Here is a 12,450-nt window from a genome sequence, read left to right as displayed (position 1 = left end):
GGTTAGAGTTTTCCGTGAGTTCTTATGCTTCTTGAGCAACAGGATATACGCTCACTTGTTTGCGGTCACGACCAAGACGCTCAAAGCGTACTACGCCGTCAACTTTCGCGTATAAAGTGTCATCGCCACCACGACCAACGTTAACACCTGGATAAATTTTTGTACCGCGTTGACGGTAAAGAATTGAACCACCTGTAACCGTTTGACCATCTGCGCGTTTAGCACCAAGACGTTTTGACTGAGAGTCACGACCGTTCTTTGTACTACCTACACCTTTCTTAGATGCGAAAAACTGAAGATCTAATCTTAACATACGTTACACCTCCTGCACTTTTTCTATTAAACGGATATACTTTCCGTAATCAAGTTCGATCGTCTTAAGCGAAACAACTAATCCTTCTAAAAGCGTTTGTGCTTTTTCTGCTGCATGAACGTCTAAATCATTAGGCAATTCATACGTTAAGAATCCGCCATCACTTCCGAGTTCAATAGTTGCTTGCACATTACAAAGTTCTTCCACTGCATTTATAGAACCAAACACAACCGCTGTAGTTCCAGCACAGACAAGGTCTTGTCCATGTGGCGCATAATCGGCATGTCCAGTCATTTTAAATGATTGGATACTTCCTAATTTCGTGCGACTTATCGTAATTTTAATCATGTTAACCAGAATTAAGCGTTGATAGCTTCAACAACTAGCTTAGTGTAAGGTTGACGATGACCTTGTTTCTTACGATTGTTCTTTTTCGCTTTGTATTTGAAAACGATGATTTTCTTAGCGCGACCTTGTTTTTCAACTTTCGCAGTAACTGTTGCACCTTCTACAACTGGGCTACCAACTTTAACGTTTTCGCCACCAACGAAAAGAACTTTGTCAAAAGTAACAGTTTCACCAGCTTCAACATCTAATTTTTCAATGTAGATTGCTTGACCAGCTTCAACTTTAATTTGTTTTCCACCTGTTTCGATAATTGCGTACATACTTGCACCTCCTCTTAATTACTAAGACTCGCCAAAAACGAGGTAGACATAAATGCCTTTAGGGAACCTGTCTTGTGCGGTTGTAGCATATAGCCGTTTAGGTGCTATAAACTATAACATAAAGATGTTATCATGAATCATAGACGGTTGTCAATAAATGTTCTGCTAACTATTTTTTCCGTTCTACAATTTCTTTTTTACTTCCAAAACGAACGATAGCATACTTTTCGATAATATCATCTTTGAAATAAATTTCAAATGGAATATTTTTTTGTAATCCTTTTTGCAAAAACTGTTTTTGCAGTTCTTTAGGCGCAGCGATTAATACTGCTTCATCTTCTATATTGCCATATGTGATTAGTTCTCTCTCTAACTCATACGCAATTGTTTCATGCGACATCACATAACCCGTCGCTTTGCAAGGTACACACTCTTTTAATAATACGTCCCGTAAAGAATGCTTTTTACGTTTACGTGTCATTTCCAAAATCCCTAGCTCCGTAAAACCGAGCACCCTTGTATATGTTCGGTCATCTTGCATAGCAGCTATGAGACATTCTCTTACCTTTTCTTTATCTTCTCTTTTTTTCATATTAATAAAATCAATTAATATCATACCACCAATATCACGAAGTCTTAATTGGCGTGCAATTTCTTCAGCGGCTAGCTCATTTGTGCGAAGTACTGTATCTTGTAAATTTTGTTTTCCCGTAAACTTGCCCGTATTCACATCAATTACAGTCATCGTCTCCATTTGTTCTACAATTAAATAAGCACCATTTGGAAGCCAAACAATTTTTTGGAGTGCTTTCTCAATCTCACGCTCTATTCCAAAATGGTTAAACATCGAAGACTTTTCATTATAAAAAGATACTTTTTCTTTTCCAACTTTGTCTTCTAATTCCTTTACTATACTTCTTGTATCTACAACTACTTTTTCAATTGTTTCAATTGGGTTCTCTTGAAATACACGATCTAAAAAGGTCGCCGGTCGATGAAGTAATAACGGCACCTTTCCTTGACCCTCTTTTCTTTTTAACTCTTCATACAACTGTTGTAATCCTTGCATTTCAGCTTGTATTTCTTCAATTGCTCCTTTTTCAGAAGCAGAACGGAAAATGTACCCCCCCGTTCCCTCTATTTCAATTTGGAGTAACTGTTTTCTTCTTTTATTATTTTTTATTTTTCGAGAAACAGCGCGCATCTCATCAAACGGCATATAAACGACATATTTCCCGGTAAATTCTATATTCGCTGTCAATTTAGGCCCTTTCGTATCAATTGCCTCTTTCACAACTTGTACGAGTATCGCTTGCCCTTCATGTATACGATAAGAAGATGGTACATCATCGTATGAAAGGTAAGCATGTTTTTCTAAACCGATGTTTACAAAAGCTGCATTCATTCCAGCAATTGTTCTTACGACACGTCCAACATAAATATGCCCAACAATCTCTTGCTCTTCATTACGTTTCCATAAAAACTCAACAATCTTTTTCTTCTCTTCAATTGCAACGCGCTTTTCCGAACCAGCGTAATTCACATATAACGTTTTCAAAATTATTTCCTCACTTTATAATCTTCTTTGCTTTTACAATAATAAAAGGTTAGTGCTATCGTCAACACTAACCGATTAATTCTTCAACTGATGAAGTTGTTCGTTTTTCAGTAAAATATGCATAGAGCAATTCATTTTCATCCAATGTGTAATGCTCTTTATATTTTCCACGGACGATAATAGAATGCTTATATCCTCTACGAAATTTTGTGAAGATCGTATATAAACGATCTTCCGTTTGCACTTCAATAGGTGCAATCTTTTCGATTCCTCTTTTGTTTCCATAATAACGTTCTAATAAAAAACGCATAAATGCATACCGTCTTTGTTTCCACTCTTGATATAATGACACTGCTAAAAATATGAGTAGTACCCACATCATAATATTGTTACTATTCCAAAGTAACTGCCATCCTAATATTACACTAAAAAAAACACATGACAATTGCATCATCTTTTCATGTGCTTGTAAATAAGGGAAACGATATGATAATACATTAAACAATACTTTCCCGCCATCTAACGGCCAAATAGGAAGTAAATTGAATGCTAAAATAATTATATTATTCCACATGAAGAAATAATATAAATCTGCATTCAGCCAACCAGCTTTGAACAACATATAACCTACCAGCATCATCCAAACATGTTGAATCGGTCCTGCAATTACGACAACAAGTTCCTCTTTCAATGACTTATTACCATGTTCCTCAAGCTCGGCAACGCCACCAAACGGCAAAAGCTGAATTCTTTTTATACGCCAATTATAGTGTGCTGCTGCAAAAGCATGCCCAAGTTCATGAATAAGAACAATACAAAATAACAGTAGTAACTCTTTAAAACGCGCAGTAAAAATACCAATGACAATAATAACCCAAAATAATGGATGCACGGAAATTTTCGTTAAAACGTCCCTATATTTAATCAAATGATATCACCTGGATCGGATCAATAAATTTCTCATTCTTTTTTATCGCGAAATAAAACTTTCCATTTTTATCATTTGTATCATTACTCACCGTTCCAATTTTTTGTTTCTTTGAAACGTAATCATATAATTTCACTGACATATCGTTTAAGTTTGCATACCATGACTCTGTACCATCTGCATGTTGAATTTGAACTGTATTTCCAAGTTCCTCTTTCTTGCCTGCAAAAACAACTAACCCTTCATTTACTGACTCCACTTTTGCATTTGTAGCTGTTTGGACAAATACACCTTGGCCATTTTTTTGAAACCCTTGCATTACCTTTCCAGAAGCAGGAATTGCATAATCTTTTTGCTGAATACTTCCTTCTTTTTTCTCGTTCGGCGAATAGAATACAAGCGGTTTTCCAAATTGCTTTTCGTACCATTTCGCTACAGTAGCAAACTGAAATTCCTCTTTCATCACTTTTTCTGTAACAGCTTTAGCTCCATTGAATGAAGAAGGAGCATTCTTATATAAAATAGCAACCGAAAGAACTAATATTGCTGATAATAAAACTTTGAAGAAAAAGACTTCCTTTCGAAATAAAGGATGCATTTCCTTTTCTCCATCTTCAATAAATACTGCTTCACTATCAAAATTCCCTCCGTTAAAATACTGCTCTTCCTCCATCCTTTCTTGCTCGGCCTTCCTTTTTGCAATCCGCTTTTTAATTTCTTCTACGCGTCTATTCTTCATACTGTCTCCTTTCTTTCGTTAAGCTAATTTCATTAGAAACAGTTGTATACAGTTTGTACATATGTATGAGCTAAGAAAGAAAGATATTCGTGTGAAGAAAAAAGAAAGCACCTCGCATATGTGCGAAGTGCTCTTAACGGATTCCAAAGAAGTTTTTCACCTTTGCAAATACCGATACCTTTTCTTGTTCAAATGCTTGTAATGGTACATTCTCACCTAACAAGCGTCTTGCAATATTACGATAAGCCAACGCTGCTTTTCCGCTTGGTTGCAACGCCACAGGTTCACCTGTATTTGTAGCTCGAATAACTTCATCGTCATCTTCGACAACACCAAGAAGCTCGATTGACAATGTACGTACAATTTCATCAACATCTAACATATCCTGTTCATGAAGCATATGACTACGTACACGGTTAATAACAAGTTTGGGTGGTTCAATATCCTCTTTTTCTAAAAGCCCAATAATACGATCCGCATCGCGCATTGAGGATACTTCTGGAGTCGTAACAACGATTGCTTTATCCGCACCAGCTACCGCATTTTTAAATCCCTGCTCAATCCCCGCAGGACAATCGATTAATATGTAATCATAATCTTGACGTAATACTTGTATTAATTCATCCATTTGTTCAGGTGTTACCGCTGATTTATCACTCGTTTGTGCTGCAGGTAATAAATAAAGATCATCAAAACGTTTGTCTTTAATAAGAGCCTGAGGTAAACGGCAACGCCCTTCAACGACATCAACAAGATCAAATACAATACGATTTTCCAGCCCCATTACTACGTCTAAATTTCGAAGACCGATATCTGTGTCAATTAAGCACACTTTCTTTCCAGATAACGCTAGGGCCGTACCAATGTTCGCAGATGTAGTAGTTTTACCTACTCCGCCTTTTCCAGATGTAATTACTATTGCCTCTCCCACAGCTATACAATTCCCCTTTCTAACTTTGTTAAATTAGGTCTAAGATGAGTGAGAAGTTGCAGGCGATCGACAACAATGTGATTGTTCTCATTAATATACGCACATTCTGCCGCCTCCGCTCCGTCTTCTTTCTCTTCCGGAGCCCGCATTGCCACATCACTAATTCGAAGTTGCATCGGGTTCATAACAGATGCAGCGATTACAGCATCCGAATCCCCATAATACCCAGCATGTGCAATTCCTCTTAATGATCCTACGACAAAAATATTCCCCCCAGCGATAACCGTTCCGCCTGGATTAACATCTCCAATTAACAACAAATTTCCTTTTACATGTAAAACTTGTCCAGAGCGAACAATTTTGGAAATAGGGACAATTTCTGTTTCTTCTTTCCAAGCTATTGCTTCTGCTTTAGTGATAACATCACTTTCAATTGAATCCACAACAAGATTCTTTTTATTACGAATTAACGTACGAATCTCTTCTTGTTGGACTTCTGTTAAATAACGATTTCCTACTTTCACATGCACTTCAATTAAAGAGCGCCCATCACCATCGTAGTAATGTGTAGAAAGTTTTTCGTCTAATTCCATCAATAATTCTGAGAATGAACAACAATCATCTAAATGAAGCGTTATCCCATCTTTTGTCCCTTTTATCGTTACATTTTGTTGCTTTTTTTCTTCCACTAAAGTTCACCCCACCGATTCAATTCGACATAAAATTAGAAAATCCTTTTTTCTTTTTCTTCCATCGCTTTTGAAAGACGCACTATATATCGTCTCAGTGGGAAACAAACTATCAATAAGAAAATAGCATTTAACAATAAAGTAGAAAGGAGACGATCTGTGAAAAAGACATACGCTGGCATATGAGTACGTCCTAATAAAGTTAAGAATCCATACACATAATACTCTAGTGCTACACCGCTAGCTAATATGATAGAAACAACAATAAATAAATTCAATTGTAGTACTTTCATCACACTATATACTAAATAAGCTAAAATCGGATAAGCAAAAATATATATCCCGACAAGTTCTGTGTATACGGTATCAAATAAGAAGCCAAATAATAGTCCGTAATAAATCCCTTGGACCGGACTATAATACACTGTGATAAAACATAAGACGATTATAAAGAAATGCGGTGCTGCTATGCTGTCTTTCCAAAATACATCCGTTGGAACAACAGTAGCAAACATATTTTCAAATAGAAACACAAAAAGGAGCAAAAGAGGAAGAGCTGCTCTTTTTAATATCTTCATCATCTCTTCTTCTCCTCCTATTCTAATGGCGCTGAAGGTGTTGCACGTTTAGCAACCGTAATATGCTCTACGTCATTTAAATCAGCGGCAGGTTTTACATAAGCTGTTTTTGTTAAGCCATATGCATCCGGCTGAACTTCAACGATTTTTCCAATTACAAGACCTTTCGGGAAAATATCACCCAGTCCAGATGTTACAACTAGTTGATCTTTCTCTACCGGTGCATCAGAGCCAATCTTTGTGAAAAGAAGTAATTGCTTTTCTTTGTCATAACCTTCAATCAATCCAAAGATTTTCTCTTGCCCTTGTACAATAGCAGAAACGCGATTTGTTCGGCTCATAGAACTTAGTAATTCTACTGATGATGTAAACTGAGATACACTTTTCACTCTTCCAACTAACCCTTGTGAAGTTACTACAGCCATATCTTTTTTAATTCCTTGCTGTGCCCCTTTATCAATTCCAATTAAATCGTACCATTTATCTGGATTACGAGAAACAACAGTAGCTGGAATTTCAGTATACCCGCTATTTAACTCTTTTTTACCAGTTAGCTCTTGTAACTTCTTGTTATCATCTTCTAATTGTTTTACTTTCCCTGATAGACCTGCATAATTATCTAATTTTGCTTTTAATTCTTTATTCTCTTCATACGTGCGCTTTACATCCTCTACATTTTCGAAGAATCCAGCTACGTATTTCGCTGGCTTTTGGAATACACGTTCTACAACACCGACAGTATCTTTAACAAACTGCTCTGGCCATGTTAAACTGTTCCGTTCTTTCAATGAGATTCCAATCAATGCCACGAGAAGAATAATACTAACCAACAAAACAATTAATCTTTTGTTTAAGAAAAACTGTGGCACGTTCACACCCTCTTAATTTCACTGATTTTTATTTTGCAATATTATCGAGCAGCAGTTTTGAAAAGATCGATATTGTCTAATGCTTTACCTGTTCCAATTGCTACGCAATCTAATGGATCTTCTGCAACAAGAACTGGCATTTTCGTTTCTTCACTAATTACTTTATCTAAATTACGTAGTAATGCCCCGCCACCTGTTAATACGATACCGCGGTCCATAATATCAGCCGCTAATTCAGGTGGAGTTTTTTCTAACGTATTTTTAACTGATTCTACAATCGCATCTACTGTATCTTTTAATGCATCTGCAATTTCTTCTGGCTGAATTAGTACTGTTTTTGGTAAACCACTTACTAAATCACGACCGCGAATTTCCATAGGCTCGATACCTTCTGGCTCGCCTGCAGAACCAATTTCTAATTTTAATGCTTCAGCTGTTCTTTCACCGATCATTAAGTTATAGCTTTTCTTAATGTACTGAATGATTGAATCGTCCATATCATCACCAGCAACACGGACTGACTGGCTTGTTACAATACCACCTAGAGAAATAATTGCAACTTCTGTTGTACCGCCACCGATATCAACAACCATACTACCAGTTGGTTCCCAAACAGGTAAGTTTGCACCAATTGCTGCTGCAAATGGCTCTTCGATAGGATAAGCATCACGAGCACCCGCTTGACGAGTCGCATCGATTACTGCACGTCTTTCTACAGCTGTAATACCAGATGGTACACATACCATTACATACGGCTTACGTGAGAAGAAACCGTTTGATTTTTGAGCTTGTTGAATGTAATATTTCATCATTGTTGCAGTTGTTTCATAATCAGCAATTACACCGTCTTTCATCGGGCGAAGTGCCACAACGTTCCCTGGTGTACGACCAATCATTTGTTTTGCATCGCTACCTACAGCAACGATTTGTTTCGTATCAGTTTGTAACGCAACTACTGAAGGTTCACGTAAAACTACACCTTTTCCTTTTACATATACAAGCGTGTTCGCAGTTCCTAAGTCTATTCCAAGATCGCGAGTAAATCCACCAAATCCAAACATATTATTTATCTTCCTTTCTTGTTTTCACGGACTCATTTTTTCTTACTTTATATTATAAAAACAGTACGTTTTTTATATCTTTATCCTTTTTGTAGATAAATTTCTACAAAAAACTCATAAATCACATTATAAAACAAAATAAGTAAAAAGCATAGTCTTAAATATGACCTTTTTCCTTTAAACTCACGAATTTATGGTCACCTATTATAATATGATCAAGCACTTCAATTCCGATAATCTGGCCGCATTCTACTAAGCGTTTTGTTACTGCAATATCTTCACGGCTCGGCGTGGGATCTCCTGAGGGATGGTTATGAAGACATATGATAGAGGCTGCTGCACGACGGAAGGCTTCTTTAAAAACTTCCCTCGGGTGTACAATTGACGTGTTTAAACTTCCAATAAAGATCGTTTGCCTATGTATAACTTGATTTTTTGTATTTAAATATAAACAAACAAAATGCTCTTGTTGTAAAAAACGCATTTCTTCCATCATGTATTTCGCACAATCTTCTGGACTTCGAATACTATATCTATTTTGATATTCTAAACGTACCATTCTTCTGCCTAGTTCAAAGGCTGCCATAAGTTGCGATGCCTTTGAAATCCCAATACCATGTATACTAATTAGCTCTTCTAATGTTGCATCTTTCAACATACGTAAGCCATCAAATTGATGTAAAATTTTATCTGACAACTTTAAAACTGTTTCTTCTTTAGAACCTGTTCTGAGTAACACTGCGAGAAGCTCTCGATTTGATAAACTTCCAGCACCTTCTAACAATAAACGCTCCCGTGGCTGTTCTTCTCTTACAACATCACGAATACCGTTCATCTCTCCACCCCTTTATTTGTTCTCTCAAAGAAAACCCCATGCAATTTTACGCATGGGTTACATCAATATCAAATTGTTTTAATTCCCGAACGAGACGTGCAATTGGTAAGCCAACTACACTATAGTAGTCCCCTTGAATATTTTGAACGAAAATAGATCCTTTACCTTGAATCCCATAACTACCGGCTTTATCAAAAGGTTCTTTCGACGCGACGTATGTATCAATTTCCTCTTCTGTTAACTCCCAAAATGTAACTTCTGTACGCTCATAAAAAGTAACCGTTTTTTCTTTTGCTATAATTGCAACACCTGTATACACTTCATGTGTTTTCCCTGATAGTAATTGCAACATCTCTTTCGCCTCATCCTCATTAGAAGGCTTACCAAGAATACGCGACTCATATGTAACAATTGTATCTGCACCTAACACAATGTGATCACTATTATTTTCTGCCACCGCTGATGCTTTTTGCAAGGCAAGCGACATTACAATATCAGAAGGCGATGAATATGCACCAATTGTTTCCTCTACTTCACTTACAACGATTTCAAATGGCACACTAGCTAACTCAAGCAATTCCTTCCTCCGAGGTGACCCTGAAGCTAAAATTATTTTTCTCATATTTTCTCCTTCCTTTCTCACATGAAGCAGAACAATTTATATTAATCGTATCAAAGGAATAGTTTGCCCACAAATGAAAGAAATATTAATTTCTCTAACTAAAATAACACTTCTTTATTGCATACGATTATATTCCTGTCATAGAGAAAGCACTTTGCTCTAAATTCAAAAGAAAAGAAAGAAGTACATGTACTTCTTTCTTACTCATTTTATTATCCTATCATTTCACTTTCTACGAAACAATTTTTTCATACGAGAGTAAACCATCAATAATAACTTGATTTAATTTCGCCAAAGATTCCTTATCCATCTTCCCATCTTTTACTGTTTGTACAGCTACCGACGTATACATATACAGTTTCTTTGCTTCTTCTTGTTTCATACTTTTCCCTTCTTTTTCAACCTTTTTCCATTCTTTTTCAATTACTTCTATATCTTTTGCGCTGCTTTTTCCACCAACTTGTACGCTAGAAGCATATTTTGCTAAATGAGTGTATAATGGCTGCACTTTTGTTAAAAATGTTCCTACTTCTTTATCATCTTTCAGCAATGCTTTATCTGTTATATCCCAGTTCTTTTTTAAAACGGAGACACCATCATTTTTATACTTAGTCATTAATTGATTTATAGACTGTTCATCGCTAGCAATACCAACAACTATTGCATACTTATCACCGCTCGGTCTCAAAGCACCAATGCCCCCATTGCCTTTCCATTCTTCAAGAGCTGCCTGTCCCTTTTCTTCAGAAGAATAAAGCCCCCCTTGAACAAAAAATAATTTCATTGGATCCAATGACGTTCCTACTTGTGCTTTTTGTTTTTGTTCTTTCGGTGCTGGTGTTTGTTCTGCCGTTCCACCCACCTTTGATTCTCCATTTCCAGTCGGCCTTGAAGCTGTCACTTCACTTCCTCCTGTCGTTCCTTGTCCAGTAAGTAAATGAAGCATCCCCATTCCAAACGCCGTACCGATAATGATTGCAGTTGCAACGATTACAATTAATGTATTACTCCACTTCTTTCGGTATTTTTCCACAGACATTGATTTCGCTTTTTGAAACGGAACAACATTTTTCGGTCGTTCACTTTCTACTACCATCCATTCAAATTCATCTTTCTTTTTTTCCTCATACTTCGCTTCTGTTCCATTCACTTTCACTGAGATCGTTCGTGATTGCTTGTCCATACACTCACACCTCACCTCTTATCGTTGTCCGCATCATATCATATTCATTTCATAAAAAAACGAGATATTTGTCAGAGGAATTCGCCAAATAACCCTATATATTTATCTTATATGTATGCATTTGACTTCATTTGTAGAACAAAAAAACTAGATAGCAAAGACTATCTAGTTTTTCTCGCAAATATATTTTCGTACTTCAGAAATGAAATAAAGAGAACCTGTTATGATAAAAACATCATTTTCTGCTATCATTTCAACTTTTGTATCAATTGCCTCTTTCCAATTTTCAAAAACTAATTTTGATTCTTTCTGTGAATATGATGCAAGCTTATCAGCAGAAATAGCACGATCAAAGGCGAATGTTGTAAAAATAATTTCATCTGCAATGGTTTCTAATTGGCCTACCATGTTATGTAATTGTTTATCACCAAGGGCAGTAAATAACACTATTACATTTTTATCTTTGTAATGCGCTTCTACTGTTTTCACAAGGCTTTCGATACCTTCTGGATTATGAGCACCATCTATAATAATATCTGGATTACTTTGCAGTTTTTCAAAGCGCCCCACCCAATACGCTTCCTGTAATCCAGTTCTTATTTCTTCTTCCTCAATTAAAAATGATAAGTATGTTTTTACATACATGACTGCCATAAGCGCAAGTGCTGCGTTTCCTACTTGGTGGCTGCCTTTCATTGTGATTCGCACATCTTCAAAAGAGGCGAAAGGACAAGTGAAATCGAACTGTTCTCCATCTTCACTAGACTGTTTATGTAATGCTGTAAAATGGTTGCCCATCTCGTATAAGTTTGCATGATTTTCCTTTGCAACATTTTGAATGACTTGCAAAGCTTCTTCATCTTGTACACCAGTAATTACCGGCACGCCAGACTTAATAATCCCCGCCTTTTCATATGCAATTTCTCCTAGTGTATTTCCTAAAATATGCATATGATCGTGACCGATATTCGTAATAATCGTGAGAACAGGGTGTATAACATTGGTAGAATCAAAACGTCCACCAAGCCCTGTTTCAAATAAAACAACATCACAGAAATTGAATTTGCCGAAATAGCAAATCGCCATAACAGTAATAATTTCAAACTCTGTCGCTTCCCCTAAATCCGTTTCATCTAGTTTTTCCACGACTGGTTTTACCAGCTTTACAAGTTCAGTAATCTCTTCGTCTGCAATTGGTGTTCCATTCACACTAATGCGTTCATTAAATGATTCGATGTAAGGAGAGGTAAACGTTCCTACCTTATATTTCGCGCCTTCTAACATGTAACGCATATATGTTAACGTTGAACCTTTTCCATTTGTACCAGCAAGATGAACACATTTGATATGACGCTCTGGATTTCCAAGTTCTTCTAACATCCATCTCATTCTTTCTAATCCTGGCTTAATTCCAAATTTCAATCGGCTATGGATCCACCCTATCGCTTCTTCGTATGTATGTATCACGTATATTTT

The 12,450-nt window shown here is 36.6% G+C and carries 15 protein-coding genes and 1 other annotated feature; all 15 genes read right to left on the bottom strand.

Annotation, left to right across the window (positions count from 1 at the left end; genetic code table 11):
• Positions 1 to 22 precede the first annotated feature (22 nt).
• Positions 23 to 313: a 50S ribosomal protein L27 gene (gene rpmA, locus BLT20_RS04970; RefSeq protein WP_000944958.1), complete on the bottom strand. Its 291-nt coding sequence runs from the start codon at positions 311 to 313 to the stop codon at positions 23 to 25.
• A 3-nt stretch (positions 314 to 316) separates the two neighbouring features.
• Positions 317 to 661, bottom strand: a complete 345-nt coding sequence (locus BLT20_RS04965) for a ribosomal-processing cysteine protease Prp (protein ID WP_001973720.1) — start codon at positions 659 to 661, stop codon at positions 317 to 319.
• Between the two features lie 11 nt (positions 662 to 672).
• Complete coding sequence (gene rplU, locus BLT20_RS04960; RefSeq protein ID WP_000270907.1) at positions 673 to 981, bottom strand: 50S ribosomal protein L21; 309 nt, start codon at positions 979 to 981, stop codon at positions 673 to 675.
• 14 nt (positions 982 to 995) lie between these two features.
• Positions 996 to 1,073 (bottom strand) — a sequence feature (ribosomal protein L21 leader region).
• Positions 1,074 to 1,150: 77 nt separating this feature from the next.
• Positions 1,151 to 2,539, bottom strand: coding sequence for an Rne/Rng family ribonuclease (locus BLT20_RS04955; RefSeq protein WP_000855484.1), 1,389 nt, complete (start codon positions 2,537 to 2,539; stop codon positions 1,151 to 1,153).
• Between the two features lie 67 nt (positions 2,540 to 2,606).
• Positions 2,607 to 3,467, bottom strand: a complete 861-nt coding sequence (spoIVFB, locus tag BLT20_RS04950) for a stage IV sporulation intramembrane metalloprotease SpoIVFB (RefSeq protein ID WP_000599058.1) — start codon at positions 3,465 to 3,467, stop codon at positions 2,607 to 2,609.
• Positions 3,460 to 4,206, bottom strand: a complete 747-nt coding sequence (spoIVFA, locus tag BLT20_RS04945; protein ID WP_000797471.1) for a stage IV sporulation protein SpoIVFA — start codon at positions 4,204 to 4,206, stop codon at positions 3,460 to 3,462. Before spoIVFA ends, spoIVFB begins: the two co-directional genes overlap by 8 nt.
• 133 nt (positions 4,207 to 4,339) lie before the next feature.
• The gene (gene minD, locus BLT20_RS04940) at positions 4,340 to 5,137 is read right to left on the bottom strand and encodes a septum site-determining protein MinD (protein ID WP_000503309.1); all 798 of its coding nucleotides are present in this window, start codon (positions 5,135 to 5,137) and stop codon (positions 4,340 to 4,342) included.
• A 2-nt stretch (positions 5,138 to 5,139) separates the two neighbouring features.
• Entirely contained in the window at positions 5,140 to 5,826 is a 687-nt protein-coding gene (minC, locus tag BLT20_RS04935) for a septum site-determining protein MinC (protein ID WP_000391521.1), read from the bottom strand.
• A 35-nt stretch (positions 5,827 to 5,861) separates the two neighbouring features.
• Positions 5,862 to 6,407, bottom strand: a complete 546-nt coding sequence (gene mreD / locus BLT20_RS04930; protein ID WP_000975764.1) for a rod shape-determining protein MreD — start codon at positions 6,405 to 6,407, stop codon at positions 5,862 to 5,864.
• Positions 6,408 to 6,421: 14 nt separating this feature from the next.
• A complete protein-coding gene (mreC, locus tag BLT20_RS04925) occupies positions 6,422 to 7,273 on the bottom strand; it encodes a rod shape-determining protein MreC (protein WP_001135488.1) in 852 nt (283 codons plus the stop codon).
• 41 nt (positions 7,274 to 7,314) lie between these two features.
• Entirely contained in the window at positions 7,315 to 8,334 is a 1,020-nt protein-coding gene (gene mreB / locus BLT20_RS04920) for a cell shape-determining protein MreB (protein WP_000466736.1), read from the bottom strand.
• 157 nt (positions 8,335 to 8,491) lie between these two features.
• Positions 8,492 to 9,169, bottom strand: coding sequence for a RadC family protein (gene radC / locus BLT20_RS04915; protein WP_001013390.1), 678 nt, complete (start codon positions 9,167 to 9,169; stop codon positions 8,492 to 8,494).
• 46 nt (positions 9,170 to 9,215) lie between these two features.
• Positions 9,216 to 9,791, bottom strand: a complete 576-nt coding sequence (locus BLT20_RS04910) for a Maf family protein (protein ID WP_001226290.1) — start codon at positions 9,789 to 9,791, stop codon at positions 9,216 to 9,218.
• Positions 9,792 to 10,023: 232 nt separating this feature from the next.
• Positions 10,024 to 10,974 (bottom strand): hypothetical protein, encoded by a 951-nt coding sequence (locus BLT20_RS04905; RefSeq protein WP_000361013.1) that lies wholly within the window; start codon positions 10,972 to 10,974, stop codon positions 10,024 to 10,026.
• A gap of 165 nt (positions 10,975 to 11,139) precedes the next feature.
• On the bottom strand, positions 11,140 to 12,441 hold the full coding sequence (folC, locus tag BLT20_RS04900) for a bifunctional folylpolyglutamate synthase/dihydrofolate synthase (protein WP_000582064.1): 1,302 nt from the start codon (positions 12,439 to 12,441) through the stop codon (positions 11,140 to 11,142).
• Positions 12,442 to 12,450: the final 9 nt, after the last annotated feature.

Source organism: Bacillus sp. cl96 (genome assembly GCF_900100505.1).
Lineage (GTDB): Bacteria > Bacillota > Bacilli > Bacillales > Bacillaceae_G > Bacillus_A > Bacillus_A cereus.
Note: the sequence above shows the minus strand (reverse complement) of the source record. Positions and strands in the feature narration are given on the sequence as shown.

What these genes read in the sequence shown, in the direction of transcription:
- rpmA (WP_000944958.1), bottom strand. Translation starts at nt 313, where the DNA reads ATGTTAAGATTAGATCTTCAGTTTTTCGCATCTAAGAAAGGTGTAGGT.
- BLT20_RS04965 (WP_001973720.1), bottom strand. Translation starts at nt 661, where the DNA reads ATGATTAAAATTACGATAAGTCGCACGAAATTAGGAAGTATCCAATCA.
- rplU (WP_000270907.1), bottom strand. Translation starts at nt 981, where the DNA reads ATGTACGCAATTATCGAAACAGGTGGAAAACAAATTAAAGTTGAAGCT.
- spoIVFA (WP_000797471.1), bottom strand. Translation starts at nt 4,206, where the DNA reads ATGAAGAATAGACGCGTAGAAGAAATTAAAAAGCGGATTGCAAAAAGG.
- mreD (WP_000975764.1), bottom strand. Translation starts at nt 6,407, where the DNA reads ATGATGAAGATATTAAAAAGAGCAGCTCTTCCTCTTTTGCTCCTTTTT.
- mreB (WP_000466736.1), bottom strand. Translation starts at nt 8,334, where the DNA reads ATGTTTGGATTTGGTGGATTTACTCGCGATCTTGGAATAGACTTAGGA.
- radC (WP_001013390.1), bottom strand. Translation starts at nt 9,169, where the DNA reads ATGAACGGTATTCGTGATGTTGTAAGAGAAGAACAGCCACGGGAGCGT.
- BLT20_RS04910 (WP_001226290.1), bottom strand. Translation starts at nt 9,791, where the DNA reads ATGAGAAAAATAATTTTAGCTTCAGGGTCACCTCGGAGGAAGGAATTG.
- BLT20_RS04905 (WP_000361013.1), bottom strand. Translation starts at nt 10,974, where the DNA reads ATGGACAAGCAATCACGAACGATCTCAGTGAAAGTGAATGGAACAGAA.